Raw genomic sequence first — 23,018 nt, forward strand, 5'->3', positions numbered from 1 at the left:
CGGCGGCTCAGACGCCGGCCAGCAGCGTCATCTGCGCCGAATGCGGCGGTTCACCGTTGCCTGGCGCGCACTTGCGGTAACGGCCGTCGGCCTGCAGTTCCCAGGCGTTGAGGTTGTCATCCAGATAGTTCTGCAGGGTTTCGCGATACACGCGGCGGGCGACCTCCGCATCGAGAATCGGGAAGCAGGTTTCCACGCGGCGCAGCAGGTTGCGTTCCAGCCAGTCGGCGCTGGCGCAGAACAGCTCCGGGGCGCCGTTGTTGCCGAACCAGTACACGCGGCTGTGCTCCAGGAAACGCCCGACGATGGAGCGCACGCGGATGTTGTCCGAAATACCCGGGACGCCGGGGCGCAGGGTGCAGGCGCTGCGCACGATCAGATCGATCTGCACGCCGGCCTGCGAGGCGGCGTACAGCGCACGGATCACCTGGGCCTCGTTGAGGGCGTTCATCTTGGCGATGATGCGCGCCGGCTTGCCTTCCTGCGCCAGCCGGGTCTCGCGCTCGATGCGCTTGATCAGCCCGGCATGCAGGGTGAAGGGCGATTGCAGCAGGCACTTGAGCTTCATCTTCGGCGCCAGCCCGGACAGCTGCTGGAACAGCAGGTGCACGTCGTTGCCGATGTCGGCATTGGCGGTGATCAGGCTCAGGTCGGTGTACGCGCGGGCCGTGCCGCTGTGGTAATTGCCGGTGCCCAGGTGCACGTAGCGACGCAGTTTGCGGCCCTCGCGGCGCACGATCAGCAGCATCTTGGCGTGGGTCTTGTAACCGACCACGCCGTAGACGACCTGCACGCCGGCGTCCTGCAGGCGGTCGGCTAGGCCGAGGTTGGCCTCCTCATCGAAACGCGCGCGCAGCTCGACCACCACGGTGACGTCCTTGCCGTTGCGCGCGGCCTGGATCAGCGCCTCGACAATCCCCGAATCCTTGCCGGTGCGGTACAGCGTCTGCTTGATCGCCAGCACGTTCGGATCCACAGAAGCCTCGCGGATCAGGTCCAGCACGGTGCTGAACGAATCGAACGGATGGTGCAGCAGGATGTCGTTGCCGGCCACGCTCTCGAAGATGCCCTCGGCGGTCTTGAGCACGCGCGGGGACATCGGCGGGTATTTCAGGTCCGGCCGGGTGAGCAGGTCATACACCTGGATCACCCGGTTGAGGTTGACCGGGCCGTCGATGCGGTAGGCCGCGTTTTCGGGCAGGCCGAAGTTCTGCAGCAGGGTCTGCATGATCGGCTTGGGGCAGTCGTGCGCGATCTCCAGCCGCACCGCCGGCCGGTAGCCACGGTCGGCCAGTTCATCGCGCAGCGCCAGCGCCAGGTTCTCCACTTCCTCCTCGTCCACCACCAGCTCGGAGTTGCGGGTGACCCGGAACTGGTAGGCGCCCTGCACATCCATGCCGGGGAACAGCTCGTCGACGAAGGCCGACAGCACCGCCGACAGCAGCACGAAGTTCTGCGGGCCGCCGAGCGATTCGGGCAGCTGGATGATGCGTGGCAGCGAGCGCGGCGCACGTACCAGCGCCAAGTGGCCGGCGCGGCCGAACGCATCGGTGCCCTTGAGCACCACGACGATGTTCAGCGACTTGTTGAGGATCTTCGGAAACGGGTGCGAGGGGTCCAGTCCCAGCGGCGAGAGCACCGGCATGATCTCGTTGCGGAAATAGGCGCGCAGCCAGCGGCGCTGGCGTGGCGTCCAGGTCCGGTTGTGCAGGATGCCCACGCCGGCCTCGGCCAGTGCCGGGCGCAGCACCTCGTTCCAGCAGTGGTACTGCTGCTCGACCAGTTCGGCGGCGCGGTCGTGGATCGCGCCGAGGATGGCCTGCGGGCCCAGGCCGTCCGGTGCCGGGGGCAAACCGAACTCCTGCGCGTGGCGTACCGCGGCGGCGCGGATCTCGAAGAATTCATCCAGGTTGGTGCAGGAGATGCACAGAAAGCGCAGCCGTTCCAGCAGCGGCACCTGCGCGTCCATGGCCTGGGCCAGCACGCGGAAATTGAAATCCAGCTGCGACAGTTCCCGGTTGATATACAGCGCCGGATCGCGCAGCGGATCGGTGCTGACAAACGTGGGCGACGGAGGCGAAACGGGAGGAGTCATGCCGGGGGATCTTCCGTGAGAGCTGGCGACAGCGGAGCCGGTCGCGGGCGGACGTGTTCAGCATCGAAGTGGCAGGCAAAGGTGCTGCCCTGGCCGACTTCACTGCGGATTTCCAGGCGTGCCTGGTGCAGGCCGAGGATGTGTTTGACGATGGACAGGCCCAGTCCGGTGCCGCCGCTTTCGCGCGAACGGCTGCTCGACACGCGGTAGAAGCGCTCGGTCAGGCGGGGCAGGTGGCTGGCCGGAATGCCATAGCCGGTATCGGTGACGGCGAGCACCGCACCGCCGTTCTCGCGGGCAAAGGTCAGGGTGATGCGACCGCCAGCCGGGGTGTAGCGCACCGCGTTGGTGACCAGGTTGGAGAAGGCGCTGTGCAGTTCCTTGTTGGAGCCGGCCAGGTCCACCCCGGCGTTGTCTTCGATCCTGATGGTATGGCGTCCCTGGCTGTGCGCCTCGGCTTCGCGCCGCAGCGACACCAGCATCGGCGTCATCGCCACGGTTTCCAGTTCGGTGTGCTGCTGCGATTCCAGCCGCGACAGCGTCAACAGGTCTTCCACCAGTTGCGCCATGCGCTGGGACTGCTTGCGCATCTCCATCAGCATCGGGCCGGTACCGGGGAAATCCTCCGGCTCCATCATGTCCAGATAGCCATGTACCACGGTCAAGGGCGTGCGCAGCTCGTGCGAGACATTGGCGACGAAATCGCGGCGTACCTGCTCCAGATGCAGCAGCTTGGTGACGTCGCGGGCGACCAGCAGCCAGTGGTGGTCCGAATAGGGAATCAGCCGCAAGTGCAGGCGGATGCCCGAATCCACCGGCGAGTTGGCATCCAGGATCGGCTCGGCGTTGCGGCCACCGGCCAGCCAGTGCGCCAGCGGCAGCGGCTGCAGGCGTTCGACCAGCGCCGCGCCCATGTCGTGCGGATGCTGCAGGCCGAGCAGGGTGGTCGCCGCCTCGTTGAACCACTGCACACGCTGGGTGTTGCGGTCCACCACCACCACCGCATCGGGCAGCGCGGCAGCGGCGGCGCGGTAGCTGCGCAGCATCTGCAGCAGGCGCCGCTTGCGCGCGCGCATCTCCTGCTGGTTGCGGTACAGCAGGCGGTCCAGTTCGTTCCAGACGCCATTGCCGTTGATGGTTTCCCAGCGCTGGCGCGCGGTCAGGCGCAGCAGCACCTGCCGCAGGCGCCAGTAGTGCCACGCCAGGATTCCCAGCGCGGCGGCCGCGACGGTCAGCCCGACGTGGCCGACCAGTGCGCCCAGCAATCCGGCCAGCAACAACAGCGCGGCCACGGCGGCCAGCGTCTTCAACCAGGCGGATCGGAATTGGCGGGGCATTGCGTTCTCGGGTGGTGCGGATGGATCCGTCGAAATGACTGCTGGTTATAGCATCAAGCCGCTCAGATGGAGGCCGAGAAGCGATAGCCGGCACCGCGCACGGTCTGCACCATGTTCTCCGCACCGAACGGCTCCAGCGTCTTGCGCAGGCGGCGGATGTGCACATCGATGGTGCGTTCTTCCACATACACACTTCCGCCCCAGACGTGGTCCAGCAGCTGCGAACGGGTGTAGACGCGTTCGGGATGGGTCATGAAGAAATGCAGCAGGCGGTATTCGGTCGGGCCGATCGGCACCGGCGCCTCGCCGGCGAACACCCGGTGGGCAGCGCCGTCAATGCGGATCGGACCAATGGCCACGCTGCCGTCCTCATCGTCATCGCGGGTGCGGCGCATCACCGCACGGATGCGGGCCAGCAGCTCGCGTGCGGAGAACGGTTTGACCACATAGTCGTCCACGCCGGCTTCCAGCCCACCGACGCGGTCGTTCTCCTCGCCGCGGGCGGTGAGCATGATGATCGGCACGTCGCGGGTGAGGGCCTCCTTGCGCCAGCGCCGGGCCAGTTCCAGGCCGCTGGTGCCGGGCAGCATCCAGTCCAGCAGGATCATGTCCGGGACCCGGTCGGCGATGGCGGTCTGCGCTTCCAGCGCATCGCCGGCGTGGACCGGGTCGTACTCGCCCTTGCGCAGGGCGAAAGCGACCATGTCACGGATCGCGGGTTCGTCGTCGACTATCAGGATGCGTTTCTGCACGTCTGCCTACCGTAGAGCCCATCAATCTGGAGTGCGCCCAGTAGACTACGGTTTGATGACCGGTTTGTGACATCGGATGAGACTTCCGGCGGCGGTACGCGGCGGCGTGATTCAGTTCCGTGACATGTCCGGGTCACGCACACCCAGGCGGCGCATTTCCAGCACCGTGGGCATGATCGACTCGATGCGCGCATTCACGCGGGCGCGGCTGATGTAATCCAGTCCGGGCTGTTTGAGCAGGGCCTCGAACTGGAGCAGCGCCTGTTCCGGGCGGCCATTCAGATAGGCGGCCTCGGCGTAGGCCTCACTGGCACGCACCGGGTCTCCGGCCAGTTCGCAGGCACGGGCGAACAGCCGCTGGAACACCGGGTCATCGCCCGAGCGGGCCAGCAGCGGGCGCAGCATGCTCTGGGCGCGCTTGCCTGCCTCGGCGCCGCCTTGCTCGTTGAGTACCTGGGCGTAGGTCAGCGCCACCGCACGGTTGCGCGGCAGGCGTTGCAGCAGCGTATCGAAGCGCTGGTTGGCCTCGGTGCGCTTCCCGCTGCGCGACTCGGCTTCGCCCAAGCCCAGGCTGATCCACAGGTTGTCCGGGTAGGTGGCGTGCAGCTGCTGCAGATACTCCAGCGCCTGCCGGGTGTTGCTGCCGCCGTCCCGCAGTTGCGCGATGGCCACACCGTAGCGCTGGGGATCATCCAGGCCGTCCTTCTGGCTGCGGCGCAGATCCTCGTATTCGCGGACCAGCTCCGACGGCGTCGGCGCGCTGAGCACCCGCAGCCGTTCGCGGGCCCAGTCGAACTGGCCGCTCGCGCCGCGGGCCACGCTGCTGGCCGGCAGCGACAGCTGCAGGGAGCTCGGCAGCAGCGGATTGCCGCCGGCACCGAGCGGGTCGCGGATATCCGGCAGGGTGGGATTCACCCGTTCCTGGCGCACGCCGGTGGGCGTCTGCGTGGTGAGCAGCACGGTGTCTTTTTTCATCTGCTCGGCGCGGGATTTGGCCTCGCTGATGCGGGTGATGTTGACCGGATGGGTGCGCAGGAAATCCGGGGTGCTGTAGCCGCCCTCGTTGCCGCGCATGGCCGCGGACATGCGCTCGAAGAAGCCGGCCATCGCGTCCACGTCATAGCCGCTGTGGGCCAGGGTGCGGATGCCGAGGCGATCGGCCTCCGCTTCATTGGAGCGGGTGAAATTGATCTGGCGCTGCTGCATCAGGCCCATGCCCGAGGTGATCGCGGCCAGGGTGGCGTCGCCGGAGGAGTTGCCCCCGGCCTGTTGCGCGGCGACCACCGCCGCCAGCATGCCCAGCAGGATCGGGATCTGGTCGCGCTGGGCGCGCTCCACGCCGCGCAGCACGTGCTGCTGGGTGACGTGGGCGATTTCATGGGACAGCACCGCGGCCACCTCGTCTTCGCGCTGGGCGGTCAGCACCAGCCCGGCGTTCACGCCGATGTAGCCGCCCAGGGTGGCGAAGGCGTTGATCTGCCGGTCCTTGAGCATGAAAAACGTGAACGGCTGGCGCGGCTGCGCGCTGCTGGCACCCAGCCCGGTGCCCATCCCCTGCAGCCAGTCGTCGATCAGGGGGTCGTCCAGCAGGTAGCCGTAGTTGCGCAGCTCGCGCAGCATCATGCCGCCGTATTCAGCTTGACGGGCGGGCGTCAGCAGCTCGCCGGCCGATGAGCCGATGTCCGGCAGTTTCGTGTCCTGGGCCGCGCCGGGCGGGGTGGCCAGGGCCAAGGTCAAAGCGGTGGCAAGCAGCAACGGGCGCAAACGGTGACTCCGGTAGGGCTGGGCGGAGGATGACGGGGAAGCGGCGGCGGGGTGTGAAGCGCAGGTTAATCCAGAGTGTTCTGCCGGTGGCATCGAAAATCCATGCGCCCGCTACCATATAAGGACAACATTTCCAGCGAGGAGTTTCCTTGTGAGCAATCCCGTCACCGGCGCCGTGTCCGGCGCACCTGCAGTGACCATCTACTCCACCGCCGTGTGTCCTTACTGCGTGGCCGCCAAGAACTTCCTGAAGAGCAGGAACCAGTCGTGGACCGAAGTCCGTATCGACCTGGATCCGGCCGAGCGCGAGAAGATGATGGCGCTGACCCGGCGCACCAGCGTGCCGCAGATCTTCGTCGGCGACGTCCACGTCGGTGGCTACGACGACATGATGGCGCTGCATCGTGCCGGCAAGCTCGAGCCGCTGCTGGCGGGGCAAGGCGCATGAGCGCCGGGGCCGAGAAGGACCGTCTGGCCGAATTCACCGAATTCCGCCAGCGCATGAACCAGCGCATCCTGGCCGAGCCCAACCAGGTGGTGCGGCGCTTCTTCGCGCTGGACACCCAGACCTACCAGGCCGGTGCGCTGGATGTGAAGACCAAGGAACTGCTGGGTCTGGTCGCCTCGCTGGTACTGCGCTGCGACGACTGCATCAGTTACCACGTGGCCCAGTGCAAGGAGGCCGGGGTCAGTCGCGAGGAGTTCTTCGAGACCTTCTCGGTCGGTCTGGTGGTGGGCGGCTCGATCGTCATTCCGCACCTGCGGCGGGCGGTGGATTTCCTCGACCAGCTCGAGAGCGGGGCGGCCCAGGCGCCGGCCGGGCACGACCACGGCTGAACCCAGACCTTGGTCCAGTTGGGGGCGGAGGGGCGGATCGGGCATAATTGACAGTTGAAACCTTTTCAATCGCGCCGGGTTCCGGGCAGCCGGATGGCGCTTTCCCCTCCTCCCTGTTTGGAATACCCAAAATGACGCAGACAATCACCGTCATCCGCGGCGATGGCATCGGCCCGGAAATCATGGACGCCACCCTGTTCGTGCTCGACGCGCTGAACACCGGCCTGACCTATGAATACGCCGACGCCGGCCTGGCCGCGCTGGAAAAGCACGGTGAGCTGATCCCGGCGTCCACGCTGGAATCGATCACGAAGAACAAGGTGGCGCTGAAGAGCCCACTGACCACGCCGGTGGGTGGTGGTTTCAGCTCGATCAACGTCGCCCTGCGTCGCCAGTTCGACCTGTACGCCAACGTGCGTCCGGCCATCTCGTTCCCGAACACCAAGTCGCGCTACGAGAACATCGACATGATCACGGTGCGCGAGAACACCGAAGGCGCCTACCTGGCCGAAGGCCAGGAAGTGTCGGCCGACGGCGAGACCGCGTTCTCCGGCACCCGCATCACCCGCAAGGGTTCCGAGCGCATCGTGCGTTACGCCTTCGAGCTGGCCAAGAGCACCGGCCGCAAGAAGGTCACCGCCGTGCACAAGGCCAACATCATCAAGTCGACCTCGGGCCTGTTCCTGGACGTGGCGCGTGAAGTGGCCGCCAAGTACCCGGAAATCGAATTCCAGGAAATGATCGTCGACAACGCCTGCATGCAGCTGGTGATGCGTCCGGAGCAGTTCGACATCATCGTCACCACCAACCTGTTCGGCGACATCATCTCCGACCTGTGTGCCGGCCTGGTCGGCGGCCTGGGTCTGGCTCCGGGTGCCAACATCGGTGCTGACGTGGCGATCTTCGAAGCCGTGCATGGCACCGCGCCGGACATCGCCGGTCAGGGCAAGGCCAACCCGGTGGCGCTGATGCTGGGGGCGGCGCAGATGCTGGACCACGTGGGCCAGCCGCAGAACGCCGAGCGCCTGCGCAAGGCCATCGTCGCCACGATGGAAGCCAAGGACTCGCTGACCGGCGATCTGGGCGGCACCGGCACCACCATGGGCTTCGCCAAGGCGATCGCCAGCCGCATCTGATTGCGGCGGAGGCACGTTCTAGTGGTTGACGAAACGGGGCGCGCAAGCGCTCCGTTTCTGTTTGGATTGATCGCGTGGGCGGGGTGCTGTGGGTGGCCGCCACGTCATCGCCGCGCCTTCGCTATGTGAAAGGGCGGGGGCCGGGCCCTGTGCACTCCCCGCGCTGCAGGTCAGCGGCGCAACATCCCAAAAACAAAGGGCGCCTGAGGGCGCCCTTTGCATCACCGTCTGCTGCAGGCCCTCAGTTGCGGGATTGCAGCTTGGACAGCAGGCGCAGGAATTCGATATACAGCCACACCAGGGTGACCATCAGCCCGAACGCGCCGTACCACTCCATGTACTTGGGTGCTCCGGCTTCCACGCCGCTTTCGATGAAGTCGAAATCCAGCACCAGGTTCAGCGCCGCGATCACCACCACGAACAGGCTGAAACCGATGCCGATCAGGCCGGACTCATGGATGAAGGGGATGTTGATATTGAAAAAGCCCAATACGATCGTGGCCAGGTACACCAGTGCGATGCCGCCGGTGGCGGCGACCACGCCCAGCTTGAAGTTCTCGGTGGCCTTGATCAGTCCGCTGCGATAGGCGAACAGCAGCGCGAACAGCGTGCCGAAGGTCAGGATCACCGCCTGGAACACGATGCCGTTGAAGCGGGCTTCATAGATGGCCGAGATCGAGCCCAGGAAGAAGCCTTCGGCCAGCGCGTACAGCGGTGCGCTGATCGGTGCCCAGCTCTTCTTGAAGATCGTCACCAGCGACAGGATGAGGCCGGTGATCAGGCCGCCCCACAGGTAGAGTTTGGCGGCCGGCAGCAGCTCGCCGCTGTCGCTGATCGTGCCGCTCCATGCAAACGCGGCGGTGAGCACGGCCAGCAGCAACAGCAGGCCGGTCTTGTTGACGGTACCGTTGATCGTCATCACCTGCGCGCCGCGTGAGACCACGCTGCCACTGCCAAGGTCGAGGAAAGTGGATTCGGAAAGGGCCGGGTTGCCGCTGCGCATGCAAGTCTCCGTTGCTGAGGAATGAGGGGCGGGTGCTGCATCAAGCATACCCGTATCAATCGAAGTGAAATTTACCGTTGACAGGCTGCGCCACAGTTACGACAATAGCCGACCTTTCCGGGGCATCGGAGAGATTCACCGCCGGGGTATAGCGCAGTCTGGTAGCGCGCCTGCTTTGGGAGCAGGATGTCGGGGGTTCGAATCCCTCTACCCCGACCATCCAATGCACCAAGCGCGTGTTGGAATGCGACAATCCGGTCAGAGCGCCCGTAGCTCAACTGGATAGAGCACCGGCCTTCTAAGCCGGCGGTTACAGGTTCGATTCCTGTCGGGCGCACCATCAGGTGCAAGCGGTAGGTAGCAAGTTTTCAGTGGTGGCTGTAGCTCAGTTGGTTAGAGTACCGGATTGTGATTCCGGTGGTCGGGGGTTCGAATCCCCTCAGCCACCCCACTGTTTCAAAGCTTCGGAGTGAAATCCGGGCTTGCAATAAAAGCCAGGTTGCGGCATAATTCGCCTCCTGATTTTCAGGGCTGTTAGCTCAGTTGGTAGAGCAGTTGACTCTTAATCAATAGGTCCAAGGTTCGAATCCTTGACAGCCCACCAGATTGAAAAGCCGTCAGAGCGATCTGCCGGCTTTTTCTTTATGTGTAAGCCCCGCATTTTGGGGTGGCGTGGAAAACACCCTGTGGTGTAGACTTGGCGCCGAAGTTTCAGGGCTGTTAGCTCAGTTGGTAGAGCAGTTGACTCTTAATCAATAGGTCCAAGGTTCGAATCCTTGACAGCCCACCAGATTGAAAAGCCGTCAGAGTGATCTGGCGGCTTTTTTCTTGCCAGGCACGGTGCCGGTCTGGGGCGTTGGATGGAGGGCGGGTGCTTCTCTTCCGCTTTTCTGGCGCTCCTGCAACAATGGCGGCCTGAATCGGCATCGCGAAAGTGGCGGAATTGGTAGACGCCCTGGATTTAGGTTCCAGTGCCGCAAGGCGTGGGGGTTCGAGTCCCCCCTTTCGCACCATCTTTGGATATTGCTGGTCCCATCTTCCTGGCGCCGGTTTCGGTGCTGCGGTCTTGCAGCGGGCTGGAAGCGCCCGCCAGAATCAGCGAAACTACCGGGCTGGCGTGGATACGTGCGCCGTTCAAATCCGTTTCTCTACCAATCGAGCCGGGGCCCATGCGCCACCGGTGGCAGGAGTCCACATGCAAGCTTCGATCGAATCCACCGGCAACCTGGAACGCCGCCTGACCTTCTCCCTGCCGGAGGAGCGCCTGCAGACCCACATCAATGGTCGTCTGGGTGAGATCGCTCGCACCGCGCGCATCAAGGGCTTCCGTCCGGGCAAGGTGCCGGCCAAGGTGATCGAGCAGCGTTTCGGCCCGCAGGTGCGCGCCGAGGCCGTGGATGGCCTGCTGCGCGAGACCTTCGACGCCGCGCTGCGCCAGCATGAGCTGCGCATCGCCGGCAATCCGCGCATCGACAAGGCCGGCGAAGGCGAGTTCGATTTCGTCGCCACCGTCGAGCTGGTGCCGGACTTCGGCGATGTCGATGTGACCAAGCTGAACGTTGTGCGTCACACCGCTGAAATCAGCGACGCCGACATCGACCAGATGATCGAGAACCTGCGTGCGCAGCGCCGCAGCTGGAAGCCGGTTGCGCGCGGTGCGCAGCAAGGGGATCTGGTCGGTCTGGAAACCTGGTCGCAGATCGGCGACGAGCGCCTGCCGGCGGAAGGTGCCGAGAAGGGCACCATCATTCTCGGCCAGGGCATGATGTTCGAGTCGATTGAAAAGGGCCTGGTCGGGCTGGCCAAGGGCGAGGAAAAGACGCTGGACGTCGATTTCCCGGCCGACTGGCGCGTGCCGGCGCTGGCCGGCAAGACGGCCAAGGTCACCGTCAAGGCCGTTGAAGTCTCCGAACAGGAAGTTCCGGAAGTCGACGCCGCGTTTATCAAGAGCTTCGGTGTGAAGAACGGTGATCCGGAGCAGTTCCGCGCCGACATCCGTTCCAACCTGGAGCGCGAGCTCAAGGGTGCGCTGATGAACCGTCTGCGCCGTGAAGTGGGCGAGCAGCTGATTGCCGCCTATTCCTCGGTGGAGCTGCCGCCGCGTCTGGTCGAGAACGAGGCCCGTGCGATGCTGGCCCAGCAGATCGAGGCCATCCGTCGCCAGGGCGGCAACCCGGGCGAAGTGCCGGCCGATGCCCATGAGGGCTTCAAGGACGCCGCTGCCAAGCGCGTGCTGGTCGGCCTGCTGGTCGGTGAAGTGGCCCGCAAGAACGAGCTGCGCCTGGATCCGAAGCGCCTGAACGAAACCATGCGCCTGATCGCTTCGACCTACGAAGAGCCCGAGCAGGTCATTGAGATGTACCGCAACGACCCCCAGCTTATGGCTGGCCTGCAGAACCGTGTGATGGAAGAGCAGGTGATCGATTGGATCGCCGAGCGTGCCCAGCACACCGAGCAGTCGCTGTCGTTCCAGGAAGCCATCCGCCAGTAACTGGCGGGCGTTTGATCCTCGCGCCGCTGGCGCGGGGTGTTCCTCTCAAAATAGGTGCCCCACGTAATGGACAACCGAGCCAAAGCCCTGAACATGGTTCCAATGGTGGTCGAACAGACCGCCCGCGGCGAGCGCGCCTATGACATCTATTCGCGCCTGCTCAAAGAACGCCTGATTTTCCTGGTCGGTCCCATCGACGATCACATGGCGAACGTGGTGGTGGCGCAGCTGTTGTTCCTGGAAGCGGAAAATCCGGAAAAGGACATCAGCATCTATATCAATTCGCCCGGTGGTGTGGTCACAGCCGGTATGGCGATCTACGACACCATGCAGTACATCAAGCCGGATGTGAGCACGATCTGCATCGGTCAGGCGGCCTCCATGGGCGCGCTGCTGCTGGCGTCCGGTGCGGCCGGCAAGCGTTATGCGCTGCCCAATTCGCGGGTGATGATCCATCAGCCGCTGGGGGGCTTCCAGGGCCAGGCCACCGACATCGACATCCACGCGCGTGAAATCCTGACCCTGCGTGCTCGCCTGAACGAGGTGCTGTCCAAGCACACCGGGCAATCGCTGGAAACCATCGCGCGCGACACCGAGCGCGACAATTTCAAGAGCGCGGCCGAGGCCCAGGCCTATGGTCTGGTGGACCAGGTGCTTGAGCGTCGTCCGGACGAGTCGATCCAAGCGGCCTGATGGTAAAAACTGCCGGAAAACACGGCAATTCTGCAGGGTCGGAACGGGGCTGGTGTCCCTCCGGCCCTGTGTTATTCTCGAATTTGAACCCCCTGTTCATAGGGGGAAGCAACTGGGTAAGCGAAGCATGAGCGAAGACCGGCAAGGTCGTTCCGGGGACGGCAGCAAGATTCTTTACTGCTCGTTCTGCGGCAAGAGTCAGCATGAAGTACGCAAGCTGATCGCGGGCCCGAGCGTGTTCATCTGTGATGAATGCGTGGAGCTGTGCAACGACATCATCCGTGAGGAGCTTGAGGAGAAGGCCCAGTCGGCACGCAGTTCGCTGCCCAAGCCGAAGGAGATCCTCGAGGTCCTGGACCAGTATGTGATCGGTCAGACCCGCGCCAAGCGCACGCTCGCGGTGGCGGTGTACAACCATTACAAGCGCATCGAAAGCCGTCAGAAGAACGACGACGTCGAGCTGTCCAAGTCCAACATCCTGCTGGTCGGCCCGACCGGTTCGGGCAAGACGCTGCTGGCCGAAACGCTGGCGCGGCTGCTCAATGTGCCCTTCACCATGGCCGATGCGACCACGCTGACCGAAGCCGGTTACGTGGGCGAGGACGTGGAGAACATCATCCAGAAGCTGCTGCAGAAGTGCGACTACGACGTCGAGAAGGCGCAGCAGGGTATCGTCTACATCGATGAGATCGACAAGATCTCGCGCAAGAGCGAGAACCCGTCGATCACCCGCGACGTGTCCGGCGAAGGTGTGCAGCAGGCCCTGCTGAAGCTGATCGAAGGCACCGTGGCCAGCGTGCCGCCGCAGGGTGGGCGCAAGCATCCGCAGCAGGAGTTCCTGCAGGTCGATACCAAGAACATCCTGTTCATCTGTGGCGGCGCGTTCGCCGGCCTGGACAAGGTGATCCAGCAGCGTTCCTCGGAAACCAGCAGTATTGGCTTTGGCGCCAAGGTCAAGAGCACCGAGCGCAAGCAGGAGATCGGCAAGGTGCTGGCCGAGGTCGAGCCGGAAGATCTGATCAAGTTCGGTCTGATCCCCGAGTTTGTCGGCCGCCTGCCGGTGGTCGCCACGCTGGAAGAGCTCGATGAGCCGGCACTGATCAAGATCCTAACCGAGCCGAAGAACGCCATCACCAAGCAGTTCAAGAAACTGTTCGAAATGGAGAACGTCGAGCTGGAGTTCCGGCCTGATGCACTTGCAGCCATCGCCAAAAAGGCGATCAAGCGCAAGACCGGTGCCCGCGGCCTGCGCACGATCGTCGAGTCGGTGCTGCTGGACACCATGTATGACCTGCCGTCGCAGGAAAATGTCAGCAAGGTGGTGGTCGATGAATCGGTCATCGAGAACAAGTCCGAGCCGTACGTGATCTACCAGACGCCGCCGGCACCGCCCAAGGCTGCTTCCGGCGACTGAACAGGGGCGACGGGACGCACTGCTGCGGGGCTGGGTTGCCCGTTCAGAATCTCGCTCGTACACCTCTTGCAACACCTCGCCGATGGCCCCATAACGGGGCCATCGGCTTTTTTATTTCAGCCTTGTCCACCCACCAGCTCCCGGCTGGTTGTTCCCCCGAATTCCTGCGGAGCCCCCATGGCCCAGTCCCAACTCGAAGTCCTCGACCTGCCGGTCCTGCCACTGCGCGACGTGGTGGTGTTCCCGCACATGGTCATTCCCCTGTTCGTGGGCCGCGACAAGTCCATGCAGGCGCTGGAGCGCGCGATGGAGGCGGACAAGCGCATCCTGCTGCTGGCGCAGAAGTCGGCCGAAACCGATGATCCGGCCGCGGCGGACCTGTACACCGTCGGCACCCTGGCGCAGGTGCTGCAATTGCTGAAGCTGCCCGATGGCACCATCAAGGTGCTGGTCGAGGGGCTCTCGCGCGTGGCCGTGGACAAGGTCCATGAGCGGGATGGCGCGCTGCAGGGGCACGGCGTGGAAATCGAATCGGATGAAACGCGCGAGCCGCGAGAGATCGAGGCGATCGCCCGTTCGCTGATGTCGCTGTTCGAGCAGTACGTCAAGACCAACCGCAAGCTGCCGCCGGAGCTGCTGCAGACGCTGGCCGGTATCGATGAGCCGGCGCGCCTGGCCGACACCATCGCCGCGCACATCGGCGTGCGCCTGGCCGACAAGCAGAAGCTGCTGGAAACCCTGCAGATCGGTGATCGTCTGGAAATGCTGGTCGGCCTGGTCGACGGCGAGATCGACGTGCAGCAGCTGGAGAAACGCATCCGCGGGCGCGTGAAGTCGCAGATGGAAAAGAGCCAGCGCGAGTACTACCTCAACGAGCAGATGAAGGCCATCCAGAAGGAACTGGGTGATCTGGATGACGCGCCGGGCGAGCTGGAAGAGCTGGCGCGCAAGATCGCCGACGCCGGCATGCCCAAGGCGGTCGAGGCCAAGGCCAAGAACGAACTCAACAAGCTCAAGCAGATGTCGCCAATGTCGGCAGAAGCGGCGGTGGTGCGCAACTATCTGGAATGGCTGCTGGGTGTGCCGTGGAACAAGCGCACCAAGGTCCGCAAGGATCTGAAGGCCGCGCAGGACACGCTGGATGCCGACCACTACGGCTTGGAGAAGGTCAAGGATCGCATTCTCGAGTATCTGGCCGTGCAGTCGCGCGTGAAGCAGATGAAGGGCCCGATCCTGTGCCTGGTCGGACCGCCGGGCGTGGGCAAGACTTCGCTCGGCCAGTCCATCGCCAAGGCCACCAACCGCAAGTTCGTGCGCATGAGCCTGGGTGGCGTCCGCGACGAGGCCGAGATCCGTGGCCATCGCCGTACCTACGTCGGCTCGATGCCGGGCCGCATCGTGCAGAACCTCAACAAGGTCGGCAGCAAGAATCCGCTGTTCGTGCTGGATGAGATCGACAAGATGTCGATGGATTTCCGTGGCGATCCGTCCTCGGCGCTGCTCGAAGTACTGGACCCGGAGCAGAACAACGCCTTCAACGACCACTACCTCGAGGTCGACCTGGACCTGAGCGAAGTGATGTTCGTGGCCACCTCCAACTCGTTGAACATCCCCGGTCCGCTGCTGGACCGCATGGAAGTGATCCGCATCCCGGGCTATACCGAGGATGAAAAGCTCAACATCGCCACCCGTTACCTGGTGCCCAAGCAGCTCAAGGCCAATGGCCTGAAGGTGGAGGAGCTGGCGATCGAGGAGGGGGCGATCCGTGACATCGTGCGCTACTACACGCGCGAATCGGGCGTGCGCAACCTCGAACGTGAGATCGCCAAGATCTGCCGCAAGGTGGTGAAGGAAATTGCCCTGGCCGGTCCGCAGCCGGTGAAGAAAGTGGCTGCAAAGAAATCTGCCAAGAAGCCGAAAGCCGTGGTGGTGGACGCGAAGAACCTGGAGAAATACCTGGGCGTGCAGCGCTTCGACTTCGGTCGTGCCGAGGAGGCGAACGAGATCGGCCTGGTCACCGGTCTGGCGTGGACCGAGGTCGGCGGTGACCTGTTGCAGATCGAGTCGACACTGATTCCGGGCAAAGGCGCTGTCACCCTGACCGGCCAGCTGGGCAATGTGATGAAGGAGTCGGCGACGGCGGCATTGTCGGTGGTGCGTGCGCGTGCCGAAACGCTGGGGATCGATGTCGATTTCCTGCAGAAACACGATGTGCATCTGCATGTGCCCGATGGCGCCACGCCGAAGGATGGCCCCAGCGCGGGTATCGCGATGGTCACCTCGCTGGTCTCCACGCTGACCCGGGTTCCGGTCAAGGCGGATGTGGCGATGACGGGTGAAATCACGCTGCGCGGCCGCGTCACCGCCATCGGTGGTTTGAAGGAGAAGCTGCTGGCGGCGTTGCGCGGTGGCATCCGCACCGTGCTCATCCCCGACGAGAACCGCAAGGATCTGGCTGATATCCCCGCCAATGTCACCCGCGATCTGCACATCGTGCCGGTGAAGTGGATCGATGAAGTGCTGGATATCGCACTGGAGTCGCCACCGGCACCGAAGAAGGTGGGCAAGAAAGCGCCGCGTGTGGCGGTACGAGGCAAGGCCAAGTCATCTCCGGCAACGCGCGTCAAGCATTGAATGCAGTGCTGAAAACCCCTGAAACCCGCGTCGTTATTGGCTTTTCAGCTTGCGCGGGTAGGGGGCGGCTGGTATAAAAGTGCGACTCACGTACCTGTGAAATCACAGGCAACGTGTTTGAAGGATTTTCCGGTTGCCGCTGCTGCAAATGCGGGCGACGACCCACCCATCTATTCCGCGGCATTACCGCAAAGGGAGTTTTACAGAATGAACAAGACCGAATTGATTGATGGCGTTGCCGCTGCTGCCGACCTGTCCAAGGCTGAAGCTGGCCGTGCAGTTGACGCCGTCATCGCCGAGATCACCAAAGCTCTGAAGAAGGGCGATGCCGTGACTCTCGTCGGCTTTGGTACGTTCCAGGTTCGCGAGCGCGCCGAGCGCACCGGCCGTAATCCGAAGACCGGTGACACCATCAAGATCGCCGCTTCGAAAAATCCTGCGTTCAAGGCTGGCAAAGCTCTGAAAGACGCTGTAAACTAAGCGGCTCACCTAGGGTGCTTAGCTCAGCGGTAGAGCGTCTCCCTTACACGGAGAGGGTCGGGGGTTCGAAACCCTCAGCACCCACCAAAGCATCATTGGTAAAAGTTTGAAAGTGGAGCGGTAGTTCAGCTGGTTAGAATGCTGGCCTGTCACGCCGGAGGTCGCGGGTTCGAGTCCCGTCCGCTCCGCCACTTCATACGGGCCCCTGAGGAATCGGGGGCCTCGTTTTCTCAAGTCCCCCGGGACCGGAGAAAACAAACAGGTTAAATGTGGAGCGGTAGTTCAGCTGGTTAGAATGCTGGCCTGTCACGCCGGAGGTCGCGGGTTCGAGTCCCGTCCGCTCCGCCAGTTGTCTCAAAAGCCCTCGGCGCAAGCCGGGGGTTTTTCTTTGGCCGCTCATGCGGCACACCTGTGCTGGGAGTCAGGCGGGAAGCGGGTTACACTGCCCGGCTCGCCAATCGGGCCGTGATTTTTCCCATGCTGCAGAAACTCCGCGACAAGACCTCGGGCTGGATCGTTACCGTGATCATGGGCCTGTTGATGATTCCGTTCCTGTTCGTGATCGACAACAGCTATCTTGGCGGTGTCGGTGCGCAGAACGTGGCCAAGGTGTCGGCGCCGCCAACCTGGTGGCAGTCGGCGCCGTCCTGGTGGCCGATGTCGTTCCTGTGGAGCCATCACGAAATCAGTGCCGAAGAATTCCGTACCCGTTTCGAGCAGGCGCGGATGCAGGCGCGTGAGCAGCAGGGCGAGAATTTCGATCCGCGTGAATTCGAAACGGCGGAAAACAAACTGCTGGTGCTGGATCAGCTGATCGATGAGCAGGTCGTGCGTCTGGCGGCTGAAGACGCGCATATCGTGATCGGCGATGCCGCGGTGCGCGATTACATCGCCAGCATTCCGGCGTTCCAGCGCGATGGCAAGTTCGATGCCGACCAGTACCGGCTGGTGCTGGCGCAGAGTGTGCCGCCGCGGACACCGGCGATGTTCGAACAGCTGGTGCGCACCAGTCTGCAGCAGTCGATCATTCCCAGTGCGCTTGCACAGTCCGGTTTTGTCACCAAGGGTGAAAGCGAGCGTCTGCTGAAGCTGCTGGGTGAAACCCGTGACGTCGAGTTCGCGCTGTTGCCCTCGCCGGAAGCCGATACCGCCGCTGTCAGCGATGACGAAATCAAGCAGTGGTACGACAGCCATCCGAAGGATTTCCTGCAGCCGGAAAGTGTCTCCATCGAGTACGTTGAACTCAGTGCGGCGACGTTGCCGCCGGTTGCGCCGGCTGATGACGCCGCGCTGCGCCGTCGCTACGACGAGGAGAAGGCGCGTTTTGTTGCGCCTGAGCAGCGTCTGGCATCGCACATCCTGATCAGCGCCGGTTCCGATGCGGCGTCGCAGAAGGCCGCAGAAGCCAAGGCGGCAAAGCTGGCTGAAGAAGCCAGGCAGGGGGCTGATTTTGCGGCACTGGCCAAGGCCAACTCCGATGACCCGGGCTCGAAGAACGAGGGTGGTGATCTGGGCTGGGTCGAGCGCGACGTGATGGTCAAGCCGTTCGAGGACGCACTGTATGCGATGAAGGTTGGCGAGATCACCGGGCCGGTCAAGACCGATTTCGGTTACCACGTGCTGAAGCTGCGCGAGATCAAGGGCGGTGAAGGGCGTCCGTTCGAGGAGGTCCGCGATCAGCTGGCTGCCGAACAGTTGCAGGCTGATACCGAAAAGGCGTTCAGCGAGCTGAGCGGGCGCTTGGTGGATCTGGTCTACAAGAACCCGACCGCGTTGGAGCCGGCAGCCAAGGAAGTGGGCGTGCCGGTGCAGGTGCTGGGACCGTTCACGCGGACGACCGCCAGCGGTATCGCTGCCAATCCGGCCGTGTTGCGTGCGGCGTTCTCCGACGCGCGGGTGGAAGACGGTACGGTCAGTGACCCGATCGAGATCGCGCCAAACCACAACGTGATGCTGCGTGTCACCGAGCACACGCCGGAGCAGCCGATTCCGCTTGCGCAGGCACGTGAGCAGGTGATTGCCGCCATTCGCGCACACCGTACGGAAGAAGCATCGAGCAAGGCCGCTGATGCACTGCTGGCCAAGCTGGGCAGCGGACAAACCCTGCAGCTGCTGGCCGAATCCGACAAACTGCAGCTGTTGCCGATGCCGGGTCTGCCGCGTACCGCGCCGATGCCTACCGTTGAGGCCAATCGAGCCGTATTCGCCGCAGCACCGCCGAGTGCCGACAAGCCGAGCTATGGCAAAGTCGACATGGGCGATGGTCGCTATGCGGTGTTCGCGGTGACCAAGGTGACGCCTGGCGATATCGCTGAAGTGAGTGAGCAGCAGCAGTCCATGTTGAAGCAGCAGCTCAGCCAGATCGATGGCGCTGCGGCGGCGAAGGCCTATGTGGATGGCATGCGCAAGCGCTTCAAGGTGCAGGTGCAGGAATCCCAGCTCTAGGTCTGGGGTCAAGTAAAAAGCCCGGCTTTCGCCGGGCTTTTTCATTTGTCTGTCCTGCAGTGCCGGGTGGGCAGGGGAGTTGCGGCCTCAGCGCGCCTCTTCGAAGTTGAGCACCATGCCCGGTTTGAGCGTCGCCTTGGCGTCCAGGTTGTTGCGGGCCAGCAGCGCTTTGACGGTAACCCCGTAGCGACGTGCGATCGACCAGACCGATTCGCCGCTGCGCACGGTATGGCGGCGTGAGGTCCGGCCAGTGGTGGTTGCCGCGCTGCTGCTGGCCACACGCGCGCCTACAGCCGTGGCCGGAGGTGGTGGGGAGGAGGAGGCCACTACGACGCTGTCGGTCGGCGCCATGGCGCCTTCTGCATGGCCGATCATCGCAGGTGCCAGCACCCGCACGCCCGGGCGTGCACCGGTCACAGCCGGGTTGAGACGGGCGATTCGGGCCGGATCCAGTGCGTTCTGCGCCGACCAGGCGGCCAGCGTGGTGTTGGCTGGCAGCGAATGGCCCTTGAGAATCGGTACTGGACGGTCGAGGGCGGCCATCAGATCCGGTTGCTTCTCGGCCTGTTCCAGCACACAGGCCAGCGCGTGCAGTTTCTCGACATACGAATAGGTGATGGGCGAGAGCCCGGGCAACTCTGCAGGACGCGCGTTCTGGGCGTTCATGCCGGCCCGCCGTAGCGATTGCAGGATGCGGTACTCGCCGGCGTTGTAGGCCATCACCGCCAGCCGCCAGTCGCCGCCGAACATGCCGTGCAGCGTTTTCAGGTAGCGAACGGCCGCGCGGGTGGAATCCACCGCAGAAAGGCGGCCGTCGTAGCCGGCTTCCATCGGTACACGGTGGTTGCGTGCGGTGGTGGCGATGAACTGCCACAGGCCGGCCGGGCCCCCGGCATTGCGCGCGCCGGGTCTGTAGCCGCTTTCCACAAACGGGATCAACGCATATTCGGTCGGCAGGCCGGCCTCACGCAGTTCATCAACCACGTAACCGAACAGCGGCAGTGCGTCGTCTTCGATATTGCCCAGGCGCGAAGGGGCGTGTGCGAAGTGCTTGCGCCAGCGGGGACTGGTCGCGGCGGCATCGCACTGGGCGTCGGCCAGGCCTTCGCGGAAGTTGGCAAAAATCTCGCGACCATTGCGGCTGGTCGGCGGCGGCAGCGAGGCCGGGTCAATGGGCAAGGCGCCCAGGGCCGCGAGGTTCTGGCTCACCCCGGCGCTGACGGGCAGCGCCGGGGTACTGGCGGCAGCCGCGCCCACGCCCAGAAACATCCCGAGCGCGAGCGCCAGAGCGTGCCGCTTCATGCGCGGAAACCGTCTTTCCAGCGCCGTAATTCGGCAAAGGTCTCCACTTCATCGGCTGGCGCCCGGCCTAGGCGGGTGGCGACGGCGGCGCGAATGGCGGAGTCGTTGGTGCGCAGGAATGGGTTGCACTGCAGTTCGCTGGCCAGTAAGGCGGGAACGGAGGGGCGTGAGCGGCTGCGCATGTCCTGAGCTTCCTGTTGGCGGCGTTGCAATGCCGCGTTGGTGGGATCGATATGCCGAGCGAACACGGCATTGGCCAGTGTGTACTCGTGCCCGCAGCAGACCCATGTCTGCGGGGGCAGCGCGGCCAGGCGTTGCAGCGAGGCCAGCATCTGGGCGGGCGTACCTTCGAACATGCGTCCACAGCCCAGGCTGAACAGCATGTCGCCACAAAACAGGTGGTTGTGGCCGAGGTAGGCGATATGGCTCCCGGTGTGGCCGGGAACTTCCAGCACGGTGAAATCGAAGCCGGGCAATTGTACCCGGTCGTTTTCACCCACCCGTTCACAATCCAAAGTGATGCGTTCATCGGCTGGGGCGAACACCGGCAGCCAGGGCCAGCGCTGGCGCAGCGCCGCGACGCCGCCGATGTGGTCGTCGTGGTGGTGGGTGAGCAGGACGGCAGCGGGCTGCATGCCTTGGTCCGCGGCGTCGAATACGGGGCCGGCTTGGCCCGGATCGACAAAAACCGTGCGGTCGTCAGGCGTTTGCAGCGCCCAGATGTAGTTGTCCTGAAATGCAGGCAGGGCGGTCAGTCGCATAGAATTGGACCATGCCCGCCGCCCCGTTCCCCCGTCAAGCTGCAGTCTCGGCCTGGTTTGAGAAAACTGGCGCGCTTGCGATGCGTGAACTCGAGCATCGGACCCTGCTTGAACAGTTGCGTGCGGTACCGGCGCAGCCTTGGCTGTGGATGGGGCCGGCGGCCAGCTGGTTGCCCGTGTCTCCACCCCAGGGTCGGGGCATCCGGCTGCATCCGCATGTGACCGGACCGGGGTACGACGGCGATCTGCGTTGCTCGCTGCCCCTGCCGCTGCCGGCCGAGTCCGTCAATGCGATCGTGCTGCAGCATGTGGCGGCGGAGCAGGCGGCGGATCTGCTGGCCGAGTGCGCGCGGATCTTGATGCCCGGGGGGCGGCTGTGGATGACACTGCTCAACCGCTGCAGTCCCTACCGCACGCACTGGCAATGGCAGGGCGCACGGCCACCCTCGGCGGGGCATTGCCGGATGCTGATCCAACGCCAGGGCCTGCGCTGCACCTCGCTGCGCCATCTGGGGCCTTTGCTGGATTCCTCCGGTGCAGGCGCAGGTACTTCGTTGGCGGCACTGCGCGCGATCTGTGTATTGAGCGGGGAAAAACGCACCACCACGTTGACCGCTATTGGCCAGCTCAGGACGGCCGATTGGCGCCGGCCGCTGGCGACCTGACTTTTTACGGAACTACATGAAATCCATTGAAATACACACCGACGGCGCGTGCCTCGGTAATCCCGGGCCGGGCGGCTGGGCCGCCCTGCTGCGCTACAAGGGACATGAGCGCGAGGTCACCGGCGGGGAAGGTCACACCACCAACAATCGCATGGAGTTGATGGCCGCCATCTCGGGCCTGGAGACCCTCACCGAGCCGTGTGAGATCGTGCTGCATACCGATTCGCAGTACGTGCGCCAGGGCATCACCGAATGGATGGGCGGCTGGGTGCGACGCAACTGGAAAACCGCCGGTGGCGATCCGGTCAAGAACCGCGATCTGTGGGAGCGTCTGCACGCGGCCACCCAGCGGCATCGGATCGACTGGCGCTGGGTCAAGGGCCATTCGGGCGACCCGGACAACGAACGCGTGGACCAGCTGGCCCGCGATGAAGCCATCCGCGTGCGCGCCAGCGCCGCAAGCAACTGAGGTAGGCCGTGCGCCAGATCATCCTTGATACCGAAACCACCGGCCTGGACTGGAAGAAAGGCAACCGCGTGGTCGAGATCGGCTGCGTGGAGCTGCTTGAACGCCGCCCCAGCGGCAACAATTTCCATCGTTACCTCAAGCCCGATTGCGAGTTCGAGAGTGGGGCGCAGGAAGTCACCGGGCTGACCCTGGAGTTCCTCGCCGACAAGCCGCGCTTTGAAGAAGTAGTCGACGAGTTCCTGGCCTATGTCGATGGCGCCGAACTGATCATCCACAACGCCTCGTTCGACATGGGCTTCCTGGAGAACGAGCTGGCGCTGGCCGGAAAAACCCGGCTGGCCGAGCGGGTCACCGTCACCGATACCCTGCTGATGGCGCGCGAGCGCTACCCTGGCCAGCGCAACTCGCTGGACGCGCTGTGCCGGCGGCTGGGCGTGGACAACTCGCATCGCCAGCTGCACGGCGCACTGCTCGATGCGCAGATTCTGGCCGATGTGTATATCGCCCTGACCTCGGGCCAGGAGGAGATCGGCTTCGGTCAGCCAGAGGCCGAGCGCAGTGGCGCTGTCGGCGCGGTACAGGCATTTGACCCTGCGGTCTTGCTGCCGCGCCCGCGGGTGCTGGCGACCAGTTCCGAGCTGGAGGCGCACGAAGCCCGGCTGGCGCGGCTGCGCAAGAAGGCCGGTCACGCCTGGTGGGATGGTGAGCGTGCGCCGGTGGCGCCGGAAACCGCCTGAGGC

19 protein-coding genes and 9 tRNA genes are annotated in these 23,018 nt (G+C 64.3%); 21 read left to right on the forward strand and 7 right to left on the reverse strand.

Annotation, left to right across the window (positions count from 1 at the left end; translation table 11 throughout):
• Positions 1-7: 7 nt before the first annotated feature.
• From ppk1 to ACVOMC_RS03715, 4 genes are all read right to left on the reverse strand, one after another.
• Positions 8-2,095 carry a polyphosphate kinase 1 gene (ppk1, locus tag ACVOMC_RS03700; RefSeq protein ID WP_481522863.1) on the reverse strand — a complete coding sequence of 696 codons (2,088 nt, stop codon included), beginning with the start codon at positions 2,093-2,095 and terminating at the stop codon, positions 8-10.
• Complete coding sequence (phoR, locus tag ACVOMC_RS03705; protein WP_054659075.1) at positions 2,092-3,432, reverse strand: phosphate regulon sensor histidine kinase PhoR; 1,341 nt, start codon at positions 3,430-3,432, stop codon at positions 2,092-2,094. Before phoR ends, ppk1 begins: the two co-directional genes overlap by 4 nt.
• Positions 3,433-3,494: 62 nt before the next feature.
• Positions 3,495-4,184 (reverse strand): phosphate regulon transcriptional regulator PhoB, encoded by a 690-nt coding sequence (gene phoB, locus ACVOMC_RS03710; protein ID WP_054659077.1) that lies wholly within the window; start codon positions 4,182-4,184, stop codon positions 3,495-3,497.
• Positions 4,185-4,295: 111 nt separating this feature from the next.
• Positions 4,296-5,948 (reverse strand): M48 family metalloprotease, encoded by a 1,653-nt coding sequence (locus ACVOMC_RS03715; RefSeq protein ID WP_481522864.1) that lies wholly within the window; start codon positions 5,946-5,948, stop codon positions 4,296-4,298.
• A 151-nt stretch (positions 5,949-6,099) separates the two neighbouring features.
• Between ACVOMC_RS03715 and grxC the strand changes: the two genes are divergently transcribed.
• From grxC to ACVOMC_RS03730, 3 genes are all read left to right on the forward strand, one after another.
• Positions 6,100-6,396 (forward strand): glutaredoxin 3, encoded by a 297-nt coding sequence (gene grxC / locus ACVOMC_RS03720; RefSeq protein ID WP_054657137.1) that lies wholly within the window; start codon positions 6,100-6,102, stop codon positions 6,394-6,396.
• Complete coding sequence (locus tag ACVOMC_RS03725) at positions 6,393-6,785, forward strand: carboxymuconolactone decarboxylase family protein (RefSeq protein WP_481522865.1); 393 nt, start codon at positions 6,393-6,395, stop codon at positions 6,783-6,785. The genes grxC and ACVOMC_RS03725 overlap by 4 nt, the downstream gene beginning before the upstream one ends.
• A 131-nt stretch (positions 6,786-6,916) precedes the next feature.
• Positions 6,917-7,921 (forward strand): isocitrate dehydrogenase, encoded by a 1,005-nt coding sequence (locus tag ACVOMC_RS03730; RefSeq protein WP_481522866.1) that lies wholly within the window; start codon positions 6,917-6,919, stop codon positions 7,919-7,921.
• Positions 7,922-8,162: 241 nt separating this feature from the next.
• On the opposite strand, the gene ACVOMC_RS03735 is transcribed toward ACVOMC_RS03730, so the two are convergent.
• Positions 8,163-8,924 carry a Bax inhibitor-1/YccA family protein gene (locus ACVOMC_RS03735; RefSeq protein WP_481522867.1) on the reverse strand — a complete coding sequence of 254 codons (762 nt, stop codon included), beginning with the start codon at positions 8,922-8,924 and terminating at the stop codon, positions 8,163-8,165.
• Positions 8,925-9,066: 142 nt separating this feature from the next.
• Here ACVOMC_RS03735 and ACVOMC_RS03740 point away from each other — a divergent pair.
• The 15 genes from ACVOMC_RS03740 to ACVOMC_RS03810 all read left to right on the forward strand — a co-directional run bounded on the left by ACVOMC_RS03740 (position 9,067) and on the right by ACVOMC_RS03810 (position 19,081).
• Positions 9,067-9,143: transfer RNA gene (locus ACVOMC_RS03740), tRNA-Pro, on the forward strand.
• Between the two features lie 44 nt (positions 9,144-9,187).
• Positions 9,188-9,264: transfer RNA gene (locus ACVOMC_RS03745), tRNA-Arg, on the forward strand.
• 34 nt (positions 9,265-9,298) lie between these two features.
• Positions 9,299-9,375, forward strand: a tRNA-His gene (locus tag ACVOMC_RS03750).
• A gap of 77 nt (positions 9,376-9,452) precedes the next feature.
• Positions 9,453-9,528, forward strand: a tRNA-Lys gene (locus tag ACVOMC_RS03755).
• A 110-nt stretch (positions 9,529-9,638) separates the two neighbouring features.
• Positions 9,639-9,714, forward strand: a tRNA-Lys gene (locus tag ACVOMC_RS03760).
• A gap of 138 nt (positions 9,715-9,852) precedes the next feature.
• A tRNA-Leu gene (locus tag ACVOMC_RS03765) sits at positions 9,853-9,937 on the forward strand.
• A 182-nt stretch (positions 9,938-10,119) separates the two neighbouring features.
• Positions 10,120-11,415, forward strand: coding sequence for a trigger factor (gene tig / locus ACVOMC_RS03770; RefSeq protein WP_481522868.1), 1,296 nt, complete (start codon positions 10,120-10,122; stop codon positions 11,413-11,415).
• Between the two features lie 66 nt (positions 11,416-11,481).
• The gene (gene clpP, locus ACVOMC_RS03775; protein ID WP_054657143.1) at positions 11,482-12,108 is read left to right on the forward strand and encodes an ATP-dependent Clp endopeptidase proteolytic subunit ClpP; all 627 of its coding nucleotides are present in this window, start codon (positions 11,482-11,484) and stop codon (positions 12,106-12,108) included.
• 127 nt (positions 12,109-12,235) lie between these two features.
• A complete protein-coding gene (gene clpX, locus ACVOMC_RS03780; protein ID WP_481522869.1) occupies positions 12,236-13,522 on the forward strand; it encodes an ATP-dependent Clp protease ATP-binding subunit ClpX in 1,287 nt (428 codons plus the stop codon).
• Between the two features lie 177 nt (positions 13,523-13,699).
• Positions 13,700-16,156, forward strand: a complete 2,457-nt coding sequence (lon, locus tag ACVOMC_RS03785) for an endopeptidase La (RefSeq protein ID WP_481522870.1) — start codon at positions 13,700-13,702, stop codon at positions 16,154-16,156.
• A gap of 207 nt (positions 16,157-16,363) precedes the next feature.
• Entirely contained in the window at positions 16,364-16,636 is a 273-nt protein-coding gene (locus ACVOMC_RS03790) for an HU family DNA-binding protein (protein ID WP_054657149.1), read from the forward strand.
• Positions 16,637-16,648: 12 nt separating this feature from the next.
• Positions 16,649-16,723: transfer RNA gene (locus tag ACVOMC_RS03795), tRNA-Val, on the forward strand.
• Between the two features lie 27 nt (positions 16,724-16,750).
• Positions 16,751-16,827, forward strand: a tRNA-Asp gene (locus ACVOMC_RS03800).
• An 80-nt stretch (positions 16,828-16,907) separates the two neighbouring features.
• Positions 16,908-16,984: transfer RNA gene (locus ACVOMC_RS03805), tRNA-Asp, on the forward strand.
• 129 nt (positions 16,985-17,113) lie between these two features.
• Positions 17,114-19,081, forward strand: a complete 1,968-nt coding sequence (locus ACVOMC_RS03810; protein ID WP_481522871.1) for a peptidyl-prolyl cis-trans isomerase — start codon at positions 17,114-17,116, stop codon at positions 19,079-19,081.
• Between the two features lie 87 nt (positions 19,082-19,168).
• Here ACVOMC_RS03810 and ACVOMC_RS03815 read toward each other — a convergent pair whose 3' ends face one another.
• On the reverse strand, positions 19,169-20,383 hold the full coding sequence (locus tag ACVOMC_RS03815) for a lytic transglycosylase domain-containing protein (RefSeq protein WP_481522872.1): 1,215 nt from the start codon (positions 20,381-20,383) through the stop codon (positions 19,169-19,171).
• A complete protein-coding gene (gloB, locus tag ACVOMC_RS03820; RefSeq protein WP_481522873.1) occupies positions 20,380-21,144 on the reverse strand; it encodes a hydroxyacylglutathione hydrolase in 765 nt (254 codons plus the stop codon). Before gloB ends, ACVOMC_RS03815 begins: the two co-directional genes overlap by 4 nt.
• An 11-nt stretch (positions 21,145-21,155) precedes the next feature.
• Here gloB and ACVOMC_RS03825 point away from each other — a divergent pair, with 11 nt between their 5' ends.
• The 3 genes from ACVOMC_RS03825 to dnaQ are packed head-to-tail and all read left to right on the forward strand — an operon-like array spanning position 21,156 to position 23,015.
• Positions 21,156-21,809 carry a class I SAM-dependent methyltransferase gene (locus tag ACVOMC_RS03825; RefSeq protein ID WP_481522874.1) on the forward strand — a complete coding sequence of 218 codons (654 nt, stop codon included), beginning with the start codon at positions 21,156-21,158 and terminating at the stop codon, positions 21,807-21,809.
• A 16-nt stretch (positions 21,810-21,825) separates the two neighbouring features.
• On the forward strand, positions 21,826-22,278 hold the full coding sequence (gene rnhA, locus ACVOMC_RS03830; protein ID WP_054657155.1) for a ribonuclease HI: 453 nt from the start codon (positions 21,826-21,828) through the stop codon (positions 22,276-22,278).
• Positions 22,279-22,286: 8 nt separating this feature from the next.
• On the forward strand, positions 22,287-23,015 hold the full coding sequence (gene dnaQ / locus ACVOMC_RS03835; RefSeq protein WP_481522875.1) for a DNA polymerase III subunit epsilon: 729 nt from the start codon (positions 22,287-22,289) through the stop codon (positions 23,013-23,015).
• Positions 23,016-23,018: the final 3 nt, after the last annotated feature.

The organism is Stenotrophomonas sp. STEN014 (genome assembly GCF_056760315.1).

Coding starts and splice junctions, on each gene's coding strand:
- ppk1 (WP_481522863.1), bottom strand. CDS start 2,095: ATGACTCCTCCCGTTTCGCCTCCGTCGCCCACGTTTGTCAGCACCGAT.
- phoR (WP_054659075.1), bottom strand. CDS start 3,432: ATGCCCCGCCAATTCCGATCCGCCTGGTTGAAGACGCTGGCCGCCGTG.
- ACVOMC_RS03725 (WP_481522865.1), top strand. CDS start 6,393: ATGAGCGCCGGGGCCGAGAAGGACCGTCTGGCCGAATTCACCGAATTC.
- ACVOMC_RS03730 (WP_481522866.1), top strand. CDS start 6,917: ATGACGCAGACAATCACCGTCATCCGCGGCGATGGCATCGGCCCGGAA.
- ACVOMC_RS03735 (WP_481522867.1), bottom strand. CDS start 8,924: ATGCGCAGCGGCAACCCGGCCCTTTCCGAATCCACTTTCCTCGACCTT.
- tig (WP_481522868.1), top strand. CDS start 10,120: ATGCAAGCTTCGATCGAATCCACCGGCAACCTGGAACGCCGCCTGACC.
- clpP (WP_054657143.1), top strand. CDS start 11,482: ATGGACAACCGAGCCAAAGCCCTGAACATGGTTCCAATGGTGGTCGAA.
- clpX (WP_481522869.1), top strand. CDS start 12,236: ATGAGCGAAGACCGGCAAGGTCGTTCCGGGGACGGCAGCAAGATTCTT.
- lon (WP_481522870.1), top strand. CDS start 13,700: ATGGCCCAGTCCCAACTCGAAGTCCTCGACCTGCCGGTCCTGCCACTG.
- ACVOMC_RS03790 (WP_054657149.1), top strand. CDS start 16,364: ATGAACAAGACCGAATTGATTGATGGCGTTGCCGCTGCTGCCGACCTG.
- ACVOMC_RS03810 (WP_481522871.1), top strand. CDS start 17,114: ATGCTGCAGAAACTCCGCGACAAGACCTCGGGCTGGATCGTTACCGTG.
- ACVOMC_RS03815 (WP_481522872.1), bottom strand. CDS start 20,383: ATGAAGCGGCACGCTCTGGCGCTCGCGCTCGGGATGTTTCTGGGCGTG.
- gloB (WP_481522873.1), bottom strand. CDS start 21,144: ATGCGACTGACCGCCCTGCCTGCATTTCAGGACAACTACATCTGGGCG.
- ACVOMC_RS03825 (WP_481522874.1), top strand. CDS start 21,156: ATGCCCGCCGCCCCGTTCCCCCGTCAAGCTGCAGTCTCGGCCTGGTTT.
- rnhA (WP_054657155.1), top strand. CDS start 21,826: ATGAAATCCATTGAAATACACACCGACGGCGCGTGCCTCGGTAATCCC.